The following is a 21,903-nucleotide window of genomic DNA, read 5'->3' as shown; positions in this document are numbered from 1 at the left end:
CGGATATTTCTTTTACTCAAAAAACTTAGTCAACTTTTATTACAATGCGTCATCCCAAGTTTAGAAGTGTGCAACAAAAAAGAAGCAAGATAGCAAATTTCCTGTTGTCGGAAAATAGCTCTCCTGCTTTTTGGTTTGAATACGGCTTATCCGAATTATCTCTTCAAAGCCTATCACTCTCCAAATATCAAATTAAGCTCAAATAATTTCACTTCATGCGGCTCCAACTCTCCATTTAGAACAATGGAACAATTCGTCACTTCAGTATGCTTCACTTTCATAAGAGGCATACATATTTGTTTGAGATAGTCTACTTCATCCTGTTTCATATCGTCTATTGCACCAAATTCCAACCATTTATCCAGTATACTTCCATGATTACGATTCAGCATAAGTTCCTTAATTCGATATTTTCCATTAATAATTCCTTGAAGGGTCAGAGAAAGCTTTAGCGTCTCATTATCCTCAAAAATGTCATATTGCTCATTAACGCCTTTGCTTCCCTCTGGATGCATATAAAAGGCGTAATTAAAATGTTTATAATTGAAGCACAGAACCTGATACTGATTGCCCGATTTTTTTGTAACAATATAATTTTCACCTCTTGCAACTAATATTTCCCCAAGATGCTTTAATAAAATGAAAGAATAGTAACTAGGTTTTTTTATTCCGTTCCTTGTAACTAATCCAGCCCCTCCATAGATAAGATTCTTTGTATCTTTGTAATCACTAAAAATATCAGAGGATAGCCAATAACCCATCATATTAATATGATTTTGATTAATATTATCTATAAGATTTTTTACTATATAACATGCCTTAAAGCAGCTATCGTTTAAATAATCCCTATTTGATATGGAGGTATTCCATTCCGTCACATTAAGTTCTATATGACCATAACCCGTTTTTTTCATTGTTCTTTTTAATTGTTTAAGTGCATTTTGTACATAGTCAGGATTGGTTGATTGCAGATTTTTCATGGGGGTCCGTTTATTATTCTGGTTCTCTATGGAACTATACGAATATATATAAACCGAAAGAAATTCAGGATTTACGCTCTCTTTCTTCCATTCCGTTAAAAACAATTCAATACTCTTACTTTCTAAGTTTTGCAGTCCGCCCCCTCCAACCTTAGCAGAAGGAACAATATCGTTAATTGTCTTTTTCAAGACAGCAAACTCTTTAAAATATTTTTTATAAAGATGAGTTGGAGGGATACTATTATCTATTTGTATATTTTCATCACTAAATGGATCAATATAATAATTCCATATCTCAAAGTACCATTTTTCTACTTCCTCAATCCCATATCTCTCAACACAGTTTAATAAAAATGCTCTAATTAGATTTTTATAATCTTCTAGTATCTTATCATTGTTTGGTTTCACAACTAGTGGTTTCAGAACTAATGTTTGTTCAATATTTTTTGATATCATTTTTGATTTAGGGCCTAATTCTATGAACGGAGTTAATTTGTTATTCACAAAAAAATCCAATAATTTGTTCGTATTCGAAAAATTATATGTAACTCCCTTTTCAAGAAGATCTACTATCATCATTTCATCACTAAATAGCCCCCATACTCTTGCATACGTAAACTTAATTTCATTTTGCATAAGGATTATTTGTTCTTGCATATCTGAATTTAAAACATCTTTCGCATAACCGATATTAATTAATTTATTCCAATACTTTGTCAATCTTTCTACTTTATCAACTTTAATTGTTTGTTTTTGTACATCATCATGAGACTCAGTATAGTTTTCAAATTTATTATTTTCAGCGTTGTCTATATACTCGCGTACTCTTTTAATTTTTTCCACTTCAAGTAGATTATTATCATTAAGGTTCTTAAAAGAGTCTTCATCTTTTTCGTTTATTGATTTTTCCATTTTTCTTCTATACTCTGCTGGCTTAAGTTGATAATGTCTATTAAATACTCTGTTAAATGAAGCCAATGTTGGAAATCCATTGTCTAAGGCAATGTTTATAATAGGTTTATTTGATTGGAGTAATTCATTTACTGCATGGACCAATCGAACCTCGTTCAGATATTCCAAGAAATTTTTCCCGGTGTGTTTTTTGAAGTATTTCGACAAATAAGGGACAGTAATAAAATGTTGCATTGCTACTTCCTCTAAGGACAAGGGTTCTTGATAATGATCATCAATATATTGAACTATGTCTCCTAACCTTTCCTTGCTTCCTTTACCATAAATATCCTCTTTTATTTTATACTCACTATTATTGCTTAAATAATTTAAAATTAAAATCGAAACTAGTTGAAATGCTTTTCCATGGAATTCTCTTTGTAAGTTAAAATCTTGCTTGATAAAAATGTAAAGTAATTCTTTAATTAATCTTCTTAAGTTCTGATCTGCTAAAGTGGTATTTTCGATTGAATTGCACATAAATAATAGGTGTTTTTGACTTAAAATATTACTTAAGATTGAGTAATCTAATAAGATCAAAATATATAAATTATTTTCTTCTGATTGAATGGAATGTAGTTCATTCGAATTCACCAAAATAAAATCAGAATCCTTCATGTCATATTCTTTTTGATTAATTTTTACTTTTAGGTCTCCCATAAGTACATAGATAAGCTTAATTTCACGTTGAGTATGCTCAACATTACTTTTAAAATCAAGAACTGAAATGTTTATGAGATTTGAAACGTTCATTTGTAAGTCACTTGTTTTTTTCAATTACCTTCCCTCCAATCATATTATTCGAAAATGATATCTGTTCTTGAGCAGATTTTCAATTGATATTAAGAATGCATCTTTCGTATCTCGAGCTATTCCATTCGGTTATTCCAAATGGGCATCATGTGTCTATTAATTAATCTAGCACAATTTCTCATCATCTTTACTGTCAGTATGGGCAGAATTGCAAGAAAAAAGTCATCCCACTAAGGGGATCCTGTTGGCGGCTGATGAAAACAGGTCAGGCGGTTGCTTAAAAGAATTGGAGATCGCTGAGCGCATGCAGGTACACGTCAATACCGTCTATAATGTTCGAAAAGCGTATGCTGCGCAAGGCTGGGAAGGCGCGATCGGAAGAAAAAAACGAATCACACCGCCTGTTGCGCCTAAGGTTACCGGTGAAGTCGAAGCTAAAATCATTGCGCTTAGTTGCAGCACTCCACCGGACGGAAGAAGCCGCTGAACCCTGGAACTATTGGCAGATCGGGCAGTCGAACTGAAATACATCGATAGCATTTCTCACGAAAGCGTCAGACAGGTATTAAAAAACGAACTTAAACCTCACATTCGTAAATGCTGGTGTATCCCCCCTGAGTAAAATGCGACGTTTGTTGCGGCGATGGAGGATGTACTGGATGTTTATCAGTTGCCTTACGACGCTTTCTGTCCCGTCATTTGTATGGACGAAAAACCGTATCAATTACAGGATGAAGTCAGAGAGCCCATTCCAATGAAACCTGCCAAGCCCTTGAGGGAAGACAGTGAATACGTTCGCCATGGAACGTGCAGCATTTTTATGTTCACGGAACCTTTAGCAGGTTGGCGTCATGTCACGGTACGGGAGCAGCGAACCCGTATCGAGTGGGCTGAGCAAGTGCGAGCATTACTGGATGTTCATTATCCTGAAGTTCCAAAAATCAAACTGGTGATAGACAATTTGAACACTCACTCCATCGCTTCGCTTTACCAAGCATTCGAGCCTGAAACCGCCCGTCGCTTGGCCAAGCGATTGGAGATTCATTACACGCCGAAACATGGCAGTTGGCTGAATATCGCAGAAATTGAACTTAGCGTCATGACCAGCCAATGTCTGGGACGACGCATTCCTTCGATCTCCCAATTGGCTTATGAACTATCAGCATGGGAATGTACCCGAAACCAAAGTCAAAAGGGTGTGGATTGGCAGTTCACTACCGATGAAGCAAGGATCAAATTAAAACACATTTATCCACAATTTAAGGATTGATGAGATACTAGTACCTTGACCGAATTAAATTTTGGGATAGAGATGTTTTAATTTACCTCTAGCCTGTTCGGTAGTAAATTGCCATTCAACCGACTTCTGAGCCTTGTTACGCTCGTTTTTCCAAGCTGACCCTCGTCCTGTAGTTCATCAATAGAGGCGATTCGACGGTTCAAACATTGAATCGTCAGTGCGCTGAGTTCAATCTCAGCGATGTTCAGCCAACTACCATGCTTAGGTGTATAATGAATTTCCAAACGCTTGGCCAAGGCTAACGCACGTTCAGGCTCAAACGTTTCATACAAGGAAGAAATCGTATGTGTATTCAAGTTGTCCATCACTAGTCGAACCCGTTTTGCCTCTGGATAATGGATTTCCAACAGTTCCTGGATGTGTAGAGCCCAGTCCGATTTGGTGCGTCTTTCCGAAGCCTGTACGTGACGCCACCCTGCGAGTGGCTCGGTGAACATAAACAAACTGCAACTTCCCTTGCGCACATACTCATAATCCTCCCGGCGGACTTGTCCGGGCTTCATCTCTTGTGGAGGCCTCGTATGATCCAATAGTTGCACGGGCTGCTCATCCATACAAAGGAGTGGGATTTCAGGATCATAGGGGAGGGCATAGGTTTCCAAGATATCTTCCATCCGAGCGGCAAATTCACTGCTGGATTTAGCGGGAATACACCACTGTTTTTTCAAGTGAGGCTTAAGCCTTGTTTTTTTTAAGTTGTTCGAATCGTTTCTCGTCCAACGGATTCCAGAATATGAAGTTCAATCACACGACGGGTCAACAGGCGGATCGTCCAGCGAGAATATCCCTGCGGAGGCTGAGAACAGGCAAGTGCGATAATTCGAGCTTCCACTTCGCCGGTCACAGGGGAAGAACGTGCGGGTTCGCTACGCTCGCGGTATCGTAGGGTCTCGTGAATTCCACGAGTGTAATAATCCCTGATGGTGTTAGATACTGTGGCTTCGCTGACTCCTACGCGCCCAGCGATTTCCGATCAACCTATCCTAAAGCACCACTTTGGTTCCAGGTTCAAATTTCAAACGCCTCGTAAATCAATTTATCTTCAAAGCTTGAGGCATGCTTACCAAAGCATTAATAACGAATATTGTCGGTTTGACATTAAAAAAGCCGCCCTATTTGTGGCGACTTTGGAGCACAAGTTTTTAATTATTAGGCTTCAAATAAACTTTATAACATATATCATGAGCAACCGTGCTTTGTTTAATGGGATGCGCGTCATAATTATAATCAGCTGGATTTGTTTCAAAAGTACACACAACATTTATCACAAGATAAGATTTATAGTTCCATAAAATCATTTCTCCTACTCTTGGGACAAATGGCCAGGCAACCAAGTCAGAATGTTCAACGCGGTTTCCCACTTCATCATTTAATACAATTGTTAATTCGATGATTTTCAATTTCTCACCTCTAACATTCCTTAGTTAATATACACTTATCTCGGGTCTACATAGCATGTGAAATAAATCAAATGGAATTTTCGAATTGAATAAATTTTTATGTTTTATGAGTATGTAGCCTCTAATTCCAATGGTGAAAAAGCCTCTCAAAGAAGAAAATAACGATCTTATCATACAGTTTTCCCTATTTTCTCGTATTACCAAGGAATGCCTCCCTTAATTCGGGAGCAAGAGGTCGCAGGTTCAAATCCTGTCGTCTCGACCATATTTAAATTTCCAAACCCTTAATATAAAGGGTTTTTTTGTTTGAAATTACATCGTTATTTGTTCAATTGATTAGATACATATAAAATATGGTATGTATATGCATCTCTTACATACAAACAAAACAAGGCTACCGGCAGGTGAAGCTGTTGGTGCGGCAGTCGCCGTCGGTGTTGGCGTTGGAGAAGCAGACGCTGGCGGTGTAGGCGTTGGTGTTGTCATAGTCGAGCCGCCAGGAGCAGACGTCGCTGTTGGTGAAGGTGTTGGCGTCGCTGTATCCGGTATAGTGTTGGAACCTCCGGAGTCGGTGGCGCTTCGCCGTCCTCTTCCTTCTTGATGATGCCGAAATGTAACAATAAGCAATAGAGAAGTTAGCTTAATTGAAGTAATTTTCAGAGCGAACTACATCTTCAGTCATGAAAAATTGTCTCTTGAAGTAGTTTATCTGTTTCTGATGTGCACCTTAGTGTGTCTCATTCTTTTCGTAAATCTGTAGCAGTTGGATATGAAGATCATACACGTCTTTGTATGTCATCTCAATACTCCTTTAACTATTTTTCCTCACTTCAAAAATAAAAAGCAACTCATCCGCAGACAAGTCGCCTTCTGATCACTCTATTGTTAACGGATGCTGCTTTGCAATTTTCAGCCTACCGCTTCGCCTTATAAAACTCATGATACAGCTTCATCAGCGCCCTTTTTTCTATTCTTGACACATAACTCCGCGAGATGCCCAGCTCCTTCGCAATCTCCCGCTGCGTGCGCTCTTCCCCGCCGGTATCCAGGCCGAAACGGCCGACGACTACCTCTTTTTCCCGGTCATCCAGGATGTCGAGGTTGCGGTAAATTTTGCTCTTCTCGATCTTGAGATCGACTTCCTTTATCACATCGTCGGTTTCAGAGCCAAGGATATCTATAAGGGTAATTTCGTTCCCCTCTTTATCAGTTCCTATAGGATCATGCAGGGATACGTCCTTGCGGGTCTTCTTGAGCGAACGAAGGTGCATCAAAATTTCATTTTCTATACAACGAGCCGCAAAAGTAGCCAGCTTCGTGCCTTTATTCGGGCGGTAGCTCTCGATGGCCTTGATCAGTCCAATCGTGCCGATGGAGATGAGATCCTCCATGTCCTCGCCGGTGTTGTCGAATTTCTTGAGGTTGTGGACACGATACGATGTCAAAAAAATAAACCGATTACGATCGTTTCCGATTCGAATTGGTTATTTTTACGTTTTGTATTTAATCTGTAATTGTTTATCGATTATTTTGACCCATTCAGGTAATTCATTTAAATAATATTTTATCCCGCTTTTATCCGCCTCAAGAATAAACTCCCCATCAGCTTTACTATTATCAACAACTATTAATTGGTCAATTAGGTCTAAGTGAGATAACAGATTATTCATACTTGTAACATTGCGTCTGATAATATCCCCGGTTTCAATATGATGACCACCGTTTTTCACGCGCAAAGCAACACGTTCAATATTTAGCCGAACATCACCTAGTCCCACATAAAACATAATGATTTCAAAGCCCTGTTCTTTTGCGTCCCTCATCTGCCTTATAACGTTACCACCAGCTAAAGTGTTTCTACAGTGAAGTCCCACTTATTTCGGATACACTCCCTGGCTATCCTTATAGCCTCTTTTCCCGCGGATACTTTACTCTTTTCAGGATGCGTGGGGATTGTACTCTTTCCGCTTCTATTATTACCTGCAAACACAAACATCGTTGCCTTTGTCTCATTCATGGATGAAATCTTGTTCATTCATTTTCTCGATCTTACCCGTACTATATTCTCTAACAATTTGCCCCTCATTTGTCTTATATACTATATAGGTTCCATTTGCTTTAGCATCCAATTTCGCCCGGTCACCCGTTAAACGGATCAATTTAGTAAGGTCCTTCGTAAGATTCATCATTACACAAACACCTCATTTCCACTTATAATTTGAGTATACCACAGTGCAACGCTTTTTATATCCGCCTGAAACTTAATACAATACTGTATTGATATTTGAATTCCTAAATCAAAAACACAAATAACCTGCAGGATCGAGGCATTTAGTGTCTCATTCCTACAGGCAATTTATTAGCTAACTCTTCGCCTTATAAAACTCATGATAAAGCTTCATGAGCTCCCTCTTCTCTATCCTTGACACATAACTCCGCGAGATCCCCAAATCCTTCGCAATTTCCCGCTGTGTCCGCTCCTCCCCCCCGGTGTCCAGGCCGAATCGGCCACGACGACTTCTTTCTCGCGTTCATCCAGAATATCGAGATTGCGGTTCTCAACTAAAACTATGCGGCGTAATAAAGTCTGTGTGATAATTAAAGTGACCGGATTGCCTTACAAGGGTTGCCGACAGCCAAAGTGTTCGGCGGAATATCCTTAGTAACAACACTGCCTGCACCGATTACACTACTCGCGCCGACCGTTACGCCTGGCAATATGATGGCTCCAGCACCGATCCAGACGTTGTCGCCAATCGTGACAGGAGCTGTGTATTCTAGTCCCGCCAAACGTTGCTCCACATCCATCGCGTGATTTTCCGTTATGATACAAACATTGGGGGCGATAAATACGTTGTCTCCAATCGTAATGAACCCGCTGTCCATAAGTTTGCAGTTGAGATTAATGAAGCAATTATTGCCGAGCGTGGTATTATACCCATATGTACAAAAAAGCTGCTGCTCCACAACACAATTTTCGCCGACCTTACCGAGCAATTCGCGTATAGCGTCACGTCGTAAATCGCGCTCCAGTGGGTGTAGATTGTTATAGTCGTACAGTTTCTTCACAGTGACATCACGGTCCGCAACAAGCTCTGGGTCATTAGGTTGGTATATCAAGCCAGCATGTGATTTTTCTTTTTCAGTCATTTCAGACACCTCGTAAAATATTTGCTTTTCTCTCAATAATTCTGTGCTTTCGCGGCAAAATGTGTCATTTTATCATACTTAATATTATAGATACAACTTCTAGATTGCAAGCGTGAACTCCATCTTGTTATAAGTTAGGAACACAAAAAGACCTCTCTGTTTCATCAGTAGTGCTTGAAGATCCCCGGATATCATTGATAGGCGTCATCCGGCAACTGGGGAAGATAGATCATTCACGAATGAACCTGTCGGTCTATCTTTCGGAATTCGGATCAGATTCTAATAATCTACATCCGGGAAAACATTTACCGAATACCTCAAAAAAATGCGAATACAACGTGCAGAGCAGTTGTTTCTCACCGAAAGCCAGCATCATGATTTGTTATCCTTTTGAACCAAAAAGCAACTCATCCGCAGACAAGTCGCTTTTTAAGGTTGTATTTTTAAGAGATACTGCTTCGAACTTGTCTTTCACTTCTCACCGCTTCGCCTTATAAAACTCATGATACAGCTTCATCAGCGCCCTTTTTTCTATTCTTGAAACATAACTCCGCGAGATGCCCAGCTCCTTCGCAATCTCCCGCTGCGTGCGCTCTTCCCCGCCGGTATCCAGGCCGAAACGGCCGACGACTACCTCTTTTTCCCGGTCATCCAGGATGTCGAGGTTGCGGTAGATTTTGCTCTTCTCGATTTTGAGATCGACTTCCTTGATCACGTCGTCGGTTTCGGAGCCGAGGATATCTATAAGGGTAATTTCGTTCCCCTCTTTGTCAGTTCCTATAGGATCATGCAGGGATACGTCCTTGCGGGTTTTCTTGAGCGAACGGAGGTGCATCAGTATTTCGTTTTCTATACAACGAGCCGCAAAAGTAGCCAGCTTCGTGCCTTTATTCGGGCGGTAGCTCTCGATGGCCTTGATCAGACCAATCGTGCCGATGGAGATTAGGTCCTCCATGTCCTCGCCGGTGTTGTCGAATTTCTTGACGATATGCGCAACAAGCCTCAGATTATGTTCAATGAGCAAATTGCGGGCCTTGGCGTCCCCCTCGGCCATCATCCCTAAGTATTTGCTTTCCTCCTGCTCCGAGAGCGGCTGGGGAAAGGCATTGTTCCTTACGTACGATACCAGCAGCGTCAGTTCTTTGATCAGCAGCGCAATTGTGCTTATAATTCCTGGCAACTTGGCGACACCTCCCGCACATGTACAATGAAACCGGTCAGCAATGAGAACTACGGGTTCATGGTCCTTCTATTGTATGTGGGTTATCGCCTAGAAGTGCCTGTACGGGGGAAATAGGTACGGGCCCTGGCATCCGCTCTACCTTGAAGCTTCTTCCTGATGAAATGTCAATAAAAATAAACGGAATCTATCTGCTTGCACCGCCTCCAGCTTCTCTCACTTTATCAAGGTATGCGGTCATTTTATAGGACATATATAATTTGAGAACGTTATCAATATTGTCTAAATCGACATGAATCAACACACTGATCTGCTGCAGCCGGTACCGCAAGGTGTTGCGGTGGATGAACATCTGGGCCGCGGTCTTCTGCAGCTGCCGGTTGTTCTTCAGATAGATAAAAAGCGTGTGGTACAGGTCAGTATGGTGCTTCACATCATATTCCCGCAATGTAAGCAGCCCCGGATGGCACACGTCCCGGTAATCACTCTGTGTATAAGAAGATAGCATGTCATACATCTGCACATCGGAGTATAAGACCACCGGATCAGCAGGCATGGTGATTAGACCTATCTCAAGCGCTTTGACCGCCTGCAGATAATATTTGCGGCAATCCGCAATATCCGTAAATTCACTGCTGATGCCCAGGCGGATCTGATTGGAGGTTAGAAATTCTTGCATATCGGGGCCGAACTCCATTCCCGCTGCTCCCCTAAGCTCCCGGTCTCTGACCGTGACAATGTGCTCATTATAAAAAATCAGGCGTTCCGCCTTAAAAAACGTACTGATCCGATCCCGTAAATACCCGTTGTATTTGTCAGAAGCATCATACCGCGCAATATCCAGCACCAGCACGGACAGCTTGCCGTTCAGCTTGATATTACAGCTTCGGATTCTCTCTTCAGCAAGCTCTTTGCCGCTGAGGTCATTCTCCAGCAGATCGTAGATTATTTCTTCATACACGGCATGAGTAGAATTCCGGTAAAAGCTGATCTTCTGCAGCTCCGCCGCTACCATCTCGCTGACAAAAGAGGCCAGATCATGATCCCTTGGAAGGATAGCCCGTCTGCAGCCCAGCAGAATAACATTGCCGACAGACTTGTCCCCGATTTTAACCTTCGCCACCACTTTCACGGCAGCACTGCCACTACAGACCACTTCATATGGCTCTACAGACTTTACACCGTTTTGCACGCTTTTGATCTTTTTGACAGTGGCTATAAAATCATAAGAACAGTAGCCCTTCTGCACATTATCTCTCCAGATCGGATCGGTTATCTCTGCGCTGTCCGAATTGGCCAGAACTTTATAGCTTAAATCAATGACTATCACTGGATTACCCAAAAGCTCTGCCGCCACTGATACGATATGGTCCAGCCCTTTTCCGGCCACAAACGCTTCGAGCAGCTTTGCCTTCGCCTGCTCCGTTACGGATTTCTCTAAGAACAGCTCCCTGGTCTGGTTGTAGATTTCGAAGACATCCTCGCTCGCTTGAAACTCAATCATATTCGGACTGTTCCCCACATACTCCCGAACCGGAAGCACTGCGTCATTGATCAGCATGAAGCTGGCATTCTCCATATTCTCCGCATTACCCGGCAGCATGGAGCTCTTGCCCACATAGATAAACTCGGGCGCGAAGCAGGTTTGGCTCTTCGTAATCAGTTTTGCATCACTATAATCCGCCTTTAATTTCCTGTTCAGATGAACATGGACCGCTCTGTTGCCAAAATGTCCGGTCAGTTGTTCAAAGCTAATACTCATATTCTCACCCTTTATTTATTATAGTGCGCCATGCACATAGATTCCAATTATTTTTATATTTTCCATATATATAATCATAAATGAGGCTATGTTACATTGAAGCTGACAGTGATTAAGAGGAGGAATTAAAGATGAGCAGCTTTATTAAAGATGTAAACGAAATTGTAAAAAGAACCACAACACCTACGACGTTCTATAATGCCGAGACACTTACGGTTTACTAGGAAACATCCCCTGAGATTATCCGGCGGATTCTGCCTTCCCCGCTAACGCCCGGCCCAAAGCCTTTGGTCCAGGCCTTCGTAGCCGACTATCCCCGCACCAGCTTCTGTGACCCTTACCGTGAAGCCGCCATATTCGTGCTCTCGGAGTATAACGGACAGCTTGGAAGCTATTGTCTGTCCATGCCGATTAACGATGATATCGCAATGGGGCTTGGCCGCGAGCTTTACGGTTTTCCCAAGAAGATGGCTGACATCAGTCTCAGTAAAGAGGATCAGCAGGTCAAAGGCAGCGTCTCACGTAGGGGCATTGAATTTTTCCGGGTCAACGCGACATTAAGCGGAAAGATGAATGCGGAAGACGGACAGAACATACTGAACGAGCATTATGGGGACGGTCTGCCTGTCTTCAATATTAAATATTCCAAATCCGCAGACGGCAACGGGTTCGATTTGCCGCCGCTCCTGATTCAGCAGAACACATCAATGGATGTCAGTGTGCTGACGGCTGCTGAGGTCGAAATCACCCTGGTGGACTCGCCGCACGATCCCTGGGCCGAGCTGGAAGTGGTCAAGCTGCTGGGCGGCATCTATACGGTCAGCAATACCGTACTGCTGCGGGGCAGCGTACTGTCCAAAGTGAATCCTGTGAGTTTCCTGCCGTATTCTTATTTGCGCTGGGACTGGTGGGATCAAAAGGAGGGCTGTAATGAATAATCTGTTTGATTTAAGCGGCAAGGTGGCTGTTGTGACCGGCGCGGCTGGCGGAATCGGCGCAGAATTGGCCAAGGCGTTCGCCGCCCAGGGCGCGGATGTAGCCCTTCTGGATCTAAGATTGGACGAGCTGAGAACACCCGCCACGGAGATCGAATCCGCAGGCCGCCAGGCTCTGTCACTGAGATGCGATGTGACCCATGAGGATGAGATTGAGACTGCAGTCGCAACCATTCTCCAGCATTGGGGCAAGATCGATATCCTGGTGAACAATGCAGGAGTCGCCTCCGCTGGTTCAGTGGAGGCGCTGGAAGAGAGGGAATGGGACCGGGTGATTGATACCAACCTGAAGAGCATCTTTCTCGTGTCCAAGCATGTCATTAAGCCTATGAAAGACAGAAGCTACGGCCGGATTATCAATATGGCCTCCATCTGCGGCATGATCGGCAGCAAGTCGGCTCCGCTCCATGCCTACAATGCCTCCAAAGGCGCGGTTTTGAGTTTGACCAGAGGCATGGGGGCTTCACTTGCTCCGTATGGTATAACGGTTAACGCCATCGGTCCCAGCTTGTTCCGCACGGGAATGACGGAAGGCACCCTATATCAGGACAGCTTTCTCAAGCTGTACAATGCGCAATGTCCTGCCGGCCGGCCCGGCAATCCGGATGAATTGAATGGCGCCGCCATCTATTTTGCCTCGGACGCCTCCAGCTACACGACAGGCCAAACACTGTATGTGGACGGAGGCTGGACTTCGGTTTGATCCCGGGAGTTAACCCAAGAAAACCAGACTGCCCTTACGCTTTCCATTAGGAAGCCGGAAGGGCAGTCTATGCCTTTGCCTTTTTTGCTCCCACTGAAGCTCTATTTACCATTTCTGAAGCTGCAAACATAATGCTAAACAGCAGCAGCAAAATAATAGGCACCATAAACATTCCAAATTGGCTTGCGATTATCCCCATTAATAATGGTATCAGTGTAGAACCTGTATAAGCGCTTGCCATTTCGAGCCCAATTACACTGGAAGAAGCCTTTTCTCCAAACCGCTCCGGTGTGGCATGAACAATACTCGGATAGATTGGTGCTCCGCCTAGTCCCACAATAAGCAATGCTCCTGCAGCAACACAAGCTGGAACCGGTAAAATAAGAATCAGAAGTCCGGCACAGCCAATTAACCCGCCGTATCGGATCAGGCTTTTACTTGATACGTGAGTCGAGAGAAATCCGGAAAAAATACGTCCAATTATGATTCCAATATAAAATAAAGAAGTAAACGCTGCGGCTGTGCCAGGAGAAACTCCTTTGCTTGCTATAAAGAAGGATGCCATCCATAGACCAGCGGCTGTCTCGGAACCATTGTAACAAAGCATGGAAGCCATGGACATTTTCACTCCCCGGATTCGTAAAGCTTCTCTGTTACTGATCAGCTTCTTCCCGTCGCCTTCCTCTATCTTGCCGTTCTCAAAAACCTTCCACAAAGACAGCGAGCCCAATAATATTATCACTATGGCAGTAAGTACTATCCCAATCGTAAGGTATCCTGCACGCCAGTTATTCCCATTATCCAGCGAAAATGACATTACAATAGGTCCCGTCATTGCTCCAATCCCCCAGAAGCAATGCAACCAGCTCATATGCTTGGCTTTGAAATGCAGCGCCACATAGTTACTTAATGCTGCATCTACAGAACCAGCGCCTAATCCCAATGGTATCGCCAGAAGTATAAAGAATACGAACTCGTTTGAGAAAGAAAATCCAAATAAAGCAATCGTTGTTGACAGGATACTGAACAATGTTACCTTGCCTGTGCCAAACCTATGCAGCAATCTGCTCGCAAATAAACTGGATACAACCGTACAGAATGAAACCGTTAACGATATATAACCTGCCATTTCTGTTGTGGCACCAATATCGAGCTTCATAACAGACCATGCGCTCCCAAGCAACGAGTCAGGCAGCCCAAGACCTATAAATGCGAGGTAAATAATAATCAGTAATAATGTAACCATCTTTGTACACTCCTCAAGTTGCGCAATAGGTATGTCGTCCATAATCAACACTTCCCTTTAGCATTATAACGATATAAAAATATTAAAAATAGCAATTATAGACTAATTTATAACACTATATTGATATTCAAGATATTTATTCAAAACAAAAAAACTCTACAGCCACAAGGGTTGTAGAGCTTGATTGTCCATTTTGCAGATAAATGGCTGTTGAACTAGAATTTAAGAATTCCCGAAGTATGGAGCAACACCAGGAACACCAGAACCGGAGCAACATACCGGAGCATGAACAACCAGATGCGGAACCAGCGAGCCTCCAGCCCAGCCGCTTCCGCTGCCCCTTTCCAGAAATATCCGGCAAAAACGGTAATCAGCAGACCGCCAAACGGCAGCATAATGTTGGAGGTGATGAAATCCATCCAGTCGAACAGGGCTTTGCCGCCAAACGTAAGCTCAGGGAACATTCCCAGCGACATCGCCGAAGGAACACCAAGCAGGAAACAGACCAGAGACAAGATCCAGACCGAACGCTGACGGCTCCAGTTCCAGCGCTCCATCGCGAAGGATACAGGCACTTCAAGCAGGGATACAGCCGAGGTCAAAGCAGCAATCGCGAGCAGGATGAAGAACAGACCGCCGAAGAACCCGCCGAAAGGCATAGCCGAGAAGGCCGCCGGCAGAGCGATAAAAATCAGCGAAGGCCCCTGATCCGGGGCAATGCCAAACGAGAACGTTGTCGGGAAAATAATCAATCCGGCAATAAACGCATAGAGCAAATCTCCGGCACCAATCGCTAATGCAGCGGTACCCAGCGACTGATTTTTATCCACGTAAGAGCCGTAAGTCAGTAGAATCCCCATCCCGAGCGACAACGAGAAAAAGGCATGTCCCAAGGCGACCAGCGCGGATTCCGCCGTCAGCACCGAGAAGTCCGGTTTGAGGAAGAAGGATACTCCTTCATTTGCGCCCGGCAAGGTTACCGCACGAATCATGAGCACAATGAGGAGAACAACCAGGCCGGGTATCAATACTTTGTTGAATTTCTCAATCCCACCTGATACCCCAAGAATAACTACGCCCGCCGTAATCAGCATGGCTGCGCCCTGCCAGACAATCGGCATATATCCTGAGATAAAGGAGCCAAATTCGCCTGCATAATCACCCGTGCTGAACAGCTGTCCATTGAAGGCAATCATCGCGTAGTTCAGCGTCCAGCCTGCAACGATAACATAAAAGGAGAGGATTAGAAAAGGCGCCACGACTTGCAGTATTCCCGCTGCCTTCCAGCCTTTTCCGCCTCCGGCACGTATGAACGAAGTCGCCGCGCTTCCGCGTCCGCTGCGTCCAATCGCCAGCTCGGCCAATAGCACCGGCAAGCCGATCAGGATCAGACAGACGATGAAGAGCAGGAAGAAAGCCGCGCCGCCATTTTCCCCTGTGATGTAAGGGAACTTCCACATATTTCCCAGACCAACAGAGCTGCCGATGGCCGCAAAAATAAAGCCGCTGGAAGAAAAACGCTCCTTCTTCTCCGCGAGCAGGCTTTTTTCACCTTTAGATTGATTCATTTACTTTACACGCCCCGTTTTCTTTTTTAGAACTCATTATAGCTTATGTAACATTGAGTGTCATATGGAAATTCTCTGAATTTTGTAATAATTATTTTTTTCTCTGTATAAAAAAACAAGGGGCTGTCTCAAAAGTAGAAATTCTACTGGCGGAGAACAGTCCTCTACTTTCTCAAAAGCTTAATTTCAAAAAATGCAGCGATTGAAGTCATTTTCATACTCAGAAATTAATCGGCAAAAATAATTTTCTGGATAGCTGCAGGAAGATTGTTTAAAATAAGCTCCTTTTCGTACTTAGCCCCTCATGTACGGAGTAATCAGGTTAAAGCGGTAAATTCCAGGCCGTGATTTCTTCATTTCAATGTAAAGACCTCCATTGCTTGGTCGCACCGAAAGTTGAGTCCTTAACTCCAAAATCTGAGAACTGGGCATTAAGTAGCCCCTGCCGTTTCCCGGCAGGGGCGTGGTGGCTTCGCTCCAAAAAGAGCAAAATATGAATAGAATTATTCGTCAAAGGGAACCCTAGTCTCCCCCTCTTATATCTATCAATTGTATACTGACACTATTTCATTTCATCAACGGCAGTCTTACCGGCAATTCGTCCGAAGGTAAATATATCAGTCAGGGCATTACCACCAAGGCGGTTACCTGCATGGATCCCTCCTGCAACTTCTCCAGCGGCATAAAGATGGGCAATTGGCTGACCGTTTTCATCTAATACATGGGTTTTAGTGTCTATCTTAAGGCCGCCCATAGTATGATGAACTGCCGGCTTTCTAGGAGTAGCATAAAATGGAGCTTTCTCTACTTTTAAGCTAAATGTATCCTTATGGAACTCAGGATCAAAGCCCTTATCTACATATGAATTATATTTATCAACGGTATCTCTAAGAATCTTAGGCTCCATACCGATTTTTACTGCTAGATCTTCTATGGTATCGGCTCTAAATAGTGTGCCAGCTTCTACCTGACGTTCTAGCTTTTCTTGACTTGTATTCGCTGCGGTTTTCTTTATCTCATCATCAGCTATAAGGTAGAATAACCCCCCTTGCTCAATAGCAGCTTTTGTTAAAACATCTCGTCCGGAAAATTCATTGACAAAGCGTTCGCCCTTTTTGTTGACTATTACAAAATTTTCAGGAGGTACCTGAATGCCACTGAATAGTTCACCGGTTTCAGGATCAGCTACAGGCATCATCTGCGTAAATCCCATTCCTGTAAGGGCAGCTCCCACGCTTTTACCAAGCAATATCCCATCACCAGTCATAGCGTAGGAATTGGTGGTTCTTATATCATCATCAATATGACTCCAGTAGGTGTTGTACTCCTTGAGCATCTTCGTATTTGCACCAAAACCGCCACTTGCTAGCACAACTGCTTTGGCATGAACCGTTATCTTTTGACCATTGACACCGGTTGCTATCACTCCCGCGATCTCGCCCTCCTCTATGATGAATTCCTTTACAGGGCTGTCTGTAATAATCTTTCCGGAGTGCTCCTCTACAAATTTACTGAGTGATAGTATAAACGCGGAACCATAGCTTTTGACAGGCTTATGACCGCGACGCCAAAGTGCGCCAACGGGAGCAAACACAATGCTTTTATCATACTCAACACCGATCTCCTCCAGCCATTTAACACTTTCTAAGGCTCTGTCTGTCAGTATTTTTACCAGGTCGTATTGTCCGTATATACTGTTGCCATTAAGGTCAGTTCGTTTACCCCCGAAATAAGTTTGCATTCTGTGAAGAAGCGGGGAGTCAAATAAATAGGCCTTTTGTGTGCCAAACTTGTTCTGATAGGCTGAAAACTCTTCCTGAAGTGCATGGAAATCATCTAAAAATTCTGAATGTATCAAGCTCTCATCCGTACTTAATAAATTCTCAATAGTATGTCTTTCTCCTGGATTCTCATCAAACTGTTGCTGCCATGCGGGATCTGCAGCATTGACAGGACCACCTGAACGTATCGTATTCCCACCCACTGCAGGGTATTTCTCAAGAACAATAGTACTTGCCCCATTCTGTAAAGCTGTAGCAGCAGCACTAAGTCCGGCACCGCCTCCGCCCACAACTACTACATCACAAGTGTATTCTTCGTCTTCTCTGATTCGGCTGCTGGCAGGTTTTGGACGTCTTTTAAGTATATCAGGGTTAACTCCAGCAAGCTTAACAGCTTTGGCTACACCATCTATTACACCGTTACTTGTTTCAGAAGCACCTGAGAGAGCATCAACATTCAGTGTCTGTCCTTCGATAATTTTATTTGGAATTCTTACAAAGACCACATCGGCAAGTCCTTCTGTTTCCCCCTTCGAATCTATATTTATACTTTCTATTCTATTTTCACTAAAGGATACTTTCATCGGAAGGTTGCCACTGTGACCTATTGCATTCACCTCGTACACACCAGGCTTAAAGTTAAATTCCTCTTCCTCGTTGAGCTGATTTGCAATTTTAGCAAAGCGTAAGAAGCGCAGGAAGCATATCTCTAAGAAATCTATCGTTCCTTCATTGTTAAGATTACCCGAGTCGTCAAACGCCTTATTTGCACTCCCAAGCAAAAACTCATACCCTGGCATTACATTAGCTTCTACCCCTGGTGCATCTAGAATTTGACGAAGATGTAACTGCGCACGAGAGGAACCCTGGGTACCAAGCGAAGCTCCAACTATCATCACTGGTTTGCCAGCAAGTGGGTGAAGCTCAAAGCTTAGCCATTCAAGCAGGCTTTTAAGAGCCGAGGGGATTGAATGGTTGTACTCAGGAGTAGCCATAATTACGCCATCACTTGCAATAATCTTCTCATTAAACGTTTGTATTACTTTACTGTAGGACTGGTTATCTGATTGATTAAACATGGGGACATCTGTAATTTCAAGTATTTCAATTTCTGCCCTTGACTCAAAATGTTTTTTCATAAACTGAAGAAGCTTGCGGTTATAAGATTTTTTTGCATTTGTCCCAACAATCGCTATGAGTTTCATTGATATTAGCCCCCCTACTCTCGCCAAGAGAATTTTTTAGCTTTTTTGTTCAACATCTTTTTTGCCAGAAGTTCCTTAGTAATCTCTGTAAACAAAACAAATTCCCTGAAGATTTCATCAAGCTCCAATAGCTTGTCTTGGTAGATGAGATTACCTGCGCTATCAAATGCACCCTGTGATTTTCCTAAAAGAAACTCACTGCTTGGCATTAGTCTGGCAGCAAGCTCAGGTGAATCAAGAATTTGTCTAAGATGCGCTTGTGCCCTAGAAGAACCAAGTGCTCCATGAGAGGCACCAACTATTAAAACAGGCTTGTCTGTAATTGACTGACTCGTGTAACTAATCCATTCAAGTACACTTTTTAAAACTGCAGGTATGGCATGATCATACTCTGGGGTGGCTATAATTACTCCATCAGCTTTGAAAATTTTATCAGATAATTCTGCTACCTTCTCGGGAATATCAGAATCCTCTACTTCATAGAAGGCAGGTAAATCCCTAATTTCATATAGTTCAATCCCCGCCTCACTAGAAAAATGCTTTTGCATAAATTGAAGCAGCATGCGATTAGTTGACACATCTGAATTAGTGCCTACGATTGCTAAATAATTCATGGTAATCCCCTTTCTGTGCTTTAAAATTTCGCAATGATGTGAGTAACTATCAGACATGATCTGTCTGTATAATTTTAGCATGTCAAAGATATACCTATCTAATAGTTATTTATTGAAGTTTGATAACTAATTTGTTATAATCAAGCGCAATCTAAGTAAGTTATTTTTTTCACAAAGTGGTGATGATCATGTCAAAATTAAACTCTAAAGATATCCTGTATTATATTGATACCCTTTTAAAATACAGCAATTTTAGCAAGGCTGCCAAAGCACTTTATATTTCTCAGCCTTATTTGACGCAGGTTATAAAAAAAGTCGAAAGTCAGCTGAACTGTGAGCTAATAACTCGCAGCAAGCTGCCATACAGGTTAACCGAGCAGGGGAAGATATACTACGAGTATTTAACTTCACTGGAAAATAGCTATGAAAAGCTTCTTAGGGAGATATCAGATGTGTCGGATACAGACAGTAAGGTAGATAGGAGTGCTTCCTAGCCTTGGGACCTACCTTTTACCTCTTTTTTTACCAAATTTTTTGAACATCTATCCTAATTGCAAAATAGAACTTTCAGAGGATTTACCTGAAAAGAATGAGAAACTCATGCAAAACAATGAGTTGGATTTTTGGATTGGGCAAAATTCGAGAAATATTTCTCCAAACTTAAACTCGGTTAGCTGGGGCAGGCAAAGTTACCGGGCTGTTATTCCGTGCTGCTGTGAGTTATACCAGAAGGATGTAGCGATCATTCCAGAAGGAACTATTGACATAACTAAAATTTTGAATCAAAAGCTGATACTGACTTCCAAAGGCTCTGCTATCAGAAAACAGATAGATCAACTGTTAAATGTCTATAAGATACAACCTAAAATCATTATGGAAAGCAACGAAATACACACTGTACTTAAGCTTGCAAAGCATAATTTGGGTCTGACCTTCGTGCCAGAAAGTATCTATATCGAGGAGTGCCCCTCTGAATACAATATATATCAAATTCCCGTAGATAAGATGAGTTTGGATTATTTTATAGCCTATCATGGTGAAAGAACACTAACTAGTGTTGATAATGACCTGATAGATACCTTCCTAACTCATGGACAAAAATGTGCGATATAGGAGGCTGTAATGAATAAGTATACAAAGGTTATACATCTCATGGGAACAAAAATATCCCTCTATATAAAGGGGGCAGATACTGAAAAGCTCGTCCAGGAAGCAGAGAATATGCTGTTACGTTATGAAGCAGTCTTTAGTGCCAATAGTGATAACTCACAGCTTGCGATGCTAAAAAAAGCAGCTGCATTAAGCCCGCAAAAGGTGGACGAGGAGCTGTATGAACTCATAAAAACAGGAAAAGAACACAGTCTAGGTGAACATTCATATTTAAATATTGCGATAGGTCCATTAATTAAATTGTGGAGAATTGGTTTCCGCGAGGCACATGTTCCAGAAGATGAGGATATAAAGACGGTGCTGGAGCTCTTAAATCCTGAAAATATACAACTTGATGATGAGCAAAAAACCATCTATTTTTTTAAAAAAGGGATGGAGATAGACCTTGGGGCTATCGCTAAAGGTTATTTTGCTGATAAAGTTATGGAATTATTTAAGGAAAATGGAGCTAGCTCAGCTATGGTAGATATGGGAGGCAATGTTCTTGTTCATGGAGATCCGCCCTCTGGAGGGAGTGACTGGAAAGTCGGAATACAGAATCCGTTTTTGCCAAGAGGAAATGCGGCAGCGCTCGTCAGAATAAGGGATCAATCCGTTGTTACATCAGGAATATATGAGAGAGTTTTAGAGAAGGGGGGTAATAAGTACCATCATATATTTAACAGCAGAACAGGCTATCCAATAGAAAATAATGTCGCTTCTTTAACTATTATTGCTGACAGGTCGCTGGACTGCGATATATATACTACAGAATTGTTTGGGTTAGATGCTGCTTCAATTATCCATAAAGTTAATAGAATTAAGGATATGGAAGCTGCCGTAATAACTATGGATGGAAAACTGGCCTACACAGATAATCTTAGAGGAAGAATATATCCAGTAGGCGGCGATTCTTAAGCTCATTCAGCACGCTCAGCCAGAACCTGGAGGACTCATCTTCACCAATCCACATGCCCAGCACGTCTTTATTTCCGTCCAGATCAATGCCAATGTGGGTATCCATTTCGGCTTCCAGCTTCAAAAGGATTGATATAAAAATCTTTCCATTTCTAACCTTTATCCCTTATCACTTCGCACCACCTCAAGTTAATAATATTTTGATAATGAAAAATATCATCTTTTATTATAATAATACAATCTAAAGG

The 21,903-nt window shown here is 42.6% G+C and carries 20 protein-coding genes and 4 pseudogenes; 8 read left to right on the top strand and 16 right to left on the bottom strand.

Annotation, left to right across the window (positions count from 1 at the left end):
• Positions 1-173: 173 nt before the first annotated feature.
• A complete protein-coding gene (locus tag AC0LWN_RS08935; protein ID WP_474664381.1) occupies positions 174-2,708 on the bottom strand; it encodes a GH39 family glycosyl hydrolase in 2,535 nt (844 codons plus the stop codon).
• 220 nt (positions 2,709-2,928) lie between these two features.
• On the opposite strand from AC0LWN_RS08935, the gene AC0LWN_RS08930 reads away from it, so the two are divergent.
• A complete protein-coding gene (locus AC0LWN_RS08930) occupies positions 2,929-3,171 on the top strand; it encodes a helix-turn-helix domain-containing protein (RefSeq protein WP_474664379.1) in 243 nt (80 codons plus the stop codon).
• A gap of 153 nt (positions 3,172-3,324) precedes the next feature.
• Positions 3,325-3,954 (top strand): annotated as a pseudogene (locus tag AC0LWN_RS08925) (IS630 family transposase); the annotation flags it as partial.
• Between the two features lie 47 nt (positions 3,955-4,001).
• On the opposite strand, the gene AC0LWN_RS08920 reads toward AC0LWN_RS08925, so the two are convergent.
• The 3 genes from AC0LWN_RS08920 to AC0LWN_RS08910 all read right to left on the bottom strand — a co-directional run bounded on the left by AC0LWN_RS08920 (position 4,002) and on the right by AC0LWN_RS08910 (position 5,384).
• Positions 4,002-4,652: an IS630 family transposase gene (locus AC0LWN_RS08920; protein WP_474664377.1), complete on the bottom strand. Its 651-nt coding sequence runs from the start codon at positions 4,650-4,652 to the stop codon at positions 4,002-4,004.
• 23 nt (positions 4,653-4,675) lie between these two features.
• A complete protein-coding gene (locus tag AC0LWN_RS08915) occupies positions 4,676-4,951 on the bottom strand; it encodes a helix-turn-helix domain-containing protein (RefSeq protein ID WP_474664998.1) in 276 nt (91 codons plus the stop codon).
• Between the two features lie 175 nt (positions 4,952-5,126).
• Positions 5,127-5,384 carry a hypothetical protein gene (locus AC0LWN_RS08910; RefSeq protein WP_474664375.1) on the bottom strand — a complete coding sequence of 86 codons (258 nt, stop codon included), beginning with the start codon at positions 5,382-5,384 and terminating at the stop codon, positions 5,127-5,129.
• A gap of 364 nt (positions 5,385-5,748) precedes the next feature.
• On the opposite strand from AC0LWN_RS08910, the gene AC0LWN_RS08905 reads away from it, so the two are divergent.
• A complete protein-coding gene (locus AC0LWN_RS08905; RefSeq protein ID WP_474664373.1) occupies positions 5,749-5,985 on the top strand; it encodes a hypothetical protein in 237 nt (78 codons plus the stop codon).
• Positions 5,986-6,298: 313 nt separating this feature from the next.
• Here the strand turns inward: AC0LWN_RS08905 and sigK (AC0LWN_RS08900) are convergent, their stop codons facing one another.
• From sigK (AC0LWN_RS08900) to AC0LWN_RS08870, 7 genes and pseudogenes are all read right to left on the bottom strand, one after another.
• Entirely contained in the window at positions 6,299-6,865 is a 567-nt protein-coding gene (gene sigK / locus AC0LWN_RS08900; RefSeq protein ID WP_474664996.1) for an RNA polymerase sporulation sigma factor SigK, read from the bottom strand.
• Positions 6,866-6,874: 9 nt separating this feature from the next.
• Positions 6,875-7,258 carry a hypothetical protein gene (locus tag AC0LWN_RS08895; RefSeq protein WP_474664371.1) on the bottom strand — a complete coding sequence of 128 codons (384 nt, stop codon included), beginning with the start codon at positions 7,256-7,258 and terminating at the stop codon, positions 6,875-6,877.
• Positions 7,259-7,393: 135 nt separating this feature from the next.
• Positions 7,394-7,573 (bottom strand): hypothetical protein, encoded by a 180-nt coding sequence (locus AC0LWN_RS08890; RefSeq protein WP_474665017.1) that lies wholly within the window; start codon positions 7,571-7,573, stop codon positions 7,394-7,396.
• 174 nt (positions 7,574-7,747) lie between these two features.
• Positions 7,748-7,938 (bottom strand): annotated as a pseudogene (locus tag AC0LWN_RS08885) (sigma factor-like helix-turn-helix DNA-binding protein); the annotation flags it as partial.
• A 44-nt stretch (positions 7,939-7,982) separates the two neighbouring features.
• Positions 7,983-8,534 (bottom strand): sugar O-acetyltransferase, encoded by a 552-nt coding sequence (locus AC0LWN_RS08880; RefSeq protein WP_474664369.1) that lies wholly within the window; start codon positions 8,532-8,534, stop codon positions 7,983-7,985.
• Between the two features lie 478 nt (positions 8,535-9,012).
• Positions 9,013-9,714, bottom strand: a complete 702-nt coding sequence (gene sigK / locus AC0LWN_RS08875; RefSeq protein ID WP_019912689.1) for an RNA polymerase sporulation sigma factor SigK — start codon at positions 9,712-9,714, stop codon at positions 9,013-9,015.
• A gap of 187 nt (positions 9,715-9,901) precedes the next feature.
• Positions 9,902-11,476 (bottom strand): PucR family transcriptional regulator, encoded by a 1,575-nt coding sequence (locus AC0LWN_RS08870; protein ID WP_474664366.1) that lies wholly within the window; start codon positions 11,474-11,476, stop codon positions 9,902-9,904.
• Between the two features lie 236 nt (positions 11,477-11,712).
• On the opposite strand from AC0LWN_RS08870, the pseudogene AC0LWN_RS08865 reads away from it, so the two are divergent.
• Together AC0LWN_RS08865 and AC0LWN_RS08860 are read left to right on the top strand one after the other, a co-directional pair.
• Positions 11,713-12,414, top strand: a pseudogene (locus tag AC0LWN_RS08865) (acetoacetate decarboxylase family protein); the annotation flags it as partial.
• Entirely contained in the window at positions 12,407-13,174 is a 768-nt protein-coding gene (locus tag AC0LWN_RS08860) for an SDR family NAD(P)-dependent oxidoreductase (RefSeq protein ID WP_474664364.1), read from the top strand. The pseudogene AC0LWN_RS08865 and the gene AC0LWN_RS08860, both read left to right, overlap by 8 nt.
• Positions 13,175-13,241: 67 nt before the next feature.
• Here AC0LWN_RS08860 and AC0LWN_RS08855 read toward each other — a convergent pair whose 3' ends face one another.
• From AC0LWN_RS08855 to AC0LWN_RS08840, 4 genes are all read right to left on the bottom strand, one after another.
• Positions 13,242-14,420 (bottom strand): MFS transporter, encoded by a 1,179-nt coding sequence (locus AC0LWN_RS08855; RefSeq protein WP_474664362.1) that lies wholly within the window; start codon positions 14,418-14,420, stop codon positions 13,242-13,244.
• 215 nt (positions 14,421-14,635) lie between these two features.
• Positions 14,636-15,988, bottom strand: a complete 1,353-nt coding sequence (locus tag AC0LWN_RS08850) for a sodium-dependent transporter (RefSeq protein ID WP_474664360.1) — start codon at positions 15,986-15,988, stop codon at positions 14,636-14,638.
• A 562-nt stretch (positions 15,989-16,550) separates the two neighbouring features.
• Positions 16,551-18,974 (bottom strand): flavocytochrome c, encoded by a 2,424-nt coding sequence (locus AC0LWN_RS08845; protein WP_474664358.1) that lies wholly within the window; start codon positions 18,972-18,974, stop codon positions 16,551-16,553.
• A gap of 14 nt (positions 18,975-18,988) precedes the next feature.
• On the bottom strand, positions 18,989-19,588 hold the full coding sequence (locus AC0LWN_RS08840) for an NADPH-dependent FMN reductase (RefSeq protein ID WP_474664356.1): 600 nt from the start codon (positions 19,586-19,588) through the stop codon (positions 18,989-18,991).
• Positions 19,589-19,776: 188 nt separating this feature from the next.
• Between AC0LWN_RS08840 and AC0LWN_RS08835 the strand changes: the two genes are divergently transcribed.
• Genes AC0LWN_RS08835 through AC0LWN_RS08825 form a run of 3 tightly spaced genes read left to right on the top strand, consistent with a single transcriptional unit; the run spans position 19,777 to position 21,655 of the window.
• The gene (locus AC0LWN_RS08835) at positions 19,777-20,082 is read left to right on the top strand and encodes a LysR family transcriptional regulator (protein ID WP_474664354.1); all 306 of its coding nucleotides are present in this window, start codon (positions 19,777-19,779) and stop codon (positions 20,080-20,082) included.
• A complete protein-coding gene (locus AC0LWN_RS08830; RefSeq protein ID WP_474664352.1) occupies positions 20,072-20,701 on the top strand; it encodes a LysR family transcriptional regulator substrate-binding protein in 630 nt (209 codons plus the stop codon). Before AC0LWN_RS08835 ends, AC0LWN_RS08830 begins: the two co-directional genes overlap by 11 nt.
• A 9-nt stretch (positions 20,702-20,710) precedes the next feature.
• Positions 20,711-21,655: an FAD:protein FMN transferase gene (locus tag AC0LWN_RS08825; RefSeq protein WP_474664350.1), complete on the top strand. Its 945-nt coding sequence runs from the start codon at positions 20,711-20,713 to the stop codon at positions 21,653-21,655.
• Here AC0LWN_RS08825 and AC0LWN_RS08820 read toward each other — a convergent pair.
• Positions 21,630-21,749, bottom strand: a pseudogene (locus AC0LWN_RS08820) (transposase); the annotation flags it as partial. The gene AC0LWN_RS08825 and the pseudogene AC0LWN_RS08820 sit on opposite strands and share 26 nt — an antisense overlap.
• Positions 21,750-21,903: the final 154 nt, after the last annotated feature.

Source organism: Paenibacillus sp. sgz302115, from assembly GCF_056120445.1.
The sequence above is the reverse complement of the archived record's forward strand: the minus strand, read 5'-3'. Positions and strand labels throughout refer to the sequence as shown.

Coding starts and splice junctions, on each gene's coding strand:
- AC0LWN_RS08905 (WP_474664373.1), top strand. CDS start 5,749: ATGCATCTCTTACATACAAACAAAACAAGGCTACCGGCAGGTGAAGCT.
- AC0LWN_RS08890 (WP_474665017.1), bottom strand. CDS start 7,573: ATGATGAATCTTACGAAGGACCTTACTAAATTGATCCGTTTAACGGGT.
- AC0LWN_RS08880 (WP_474664369.1), bottom strand. CDS start 8,534: ATGACTGAAAAAGAAAAATCACATGCTGGCTTGATATACCAACCTAAT.
- AC0LWN_RS08870 (WP_474664366.1), bottom strand. CDS start 11,476: ATGAGTATTAGCTTTGAACAACTGACCGGACATTTTGGCAACAGAGCG.
- AC0LWN_RS08860 (WP_474664364.1), top strand. CDS start 12,407: ATGAATAATCTGTTTGATTTAAGCGGCAAGGTGGCTGTTGTGACCGGC.
- AC0LWN_RS08855 (WP_474664362.1), bottom strand. CDS start 14,420: ATGGTTACATTATTACTGATTATTATTTACCTCGCATTTATAGGTCTT.
- AC0LWN_RS08850 (WP_474664360.1), bottom strand. CDS start 15,988: ATGAATCAATCTAAAGGTGAAAAAAGCCTGCTCGCGGAGAAGAAGGAG.
- AC0LWN_RS08845 (WP_474664358.1), bottom strand. CDS start 18,974: ATGAAACTCATAGCGATTGTTGGGACAAATGCAAAAAAATCTTATAAC.
- AC0LWN_RS08840 (WP_474664356.1), bottom strand. CDS start 19,588: ATGAATTATTTAGCAATCGTAGGCACTAATTCAGATGTGTCAACTAAT.
- AC0LWN_RS08835 (WP_474664354.1), top strand. CDS start 19,777: ATGTCAAAATTAAACTCTAAAGATATCCTGTATTATATTGATACCCTT.
- AC0LWN_RS08825 (WP_474664350.1), top strand. CDS start 20,711: ATGAATAAGTATACAAAGGTTATACATCTCATGGGAACAAAAATATCC.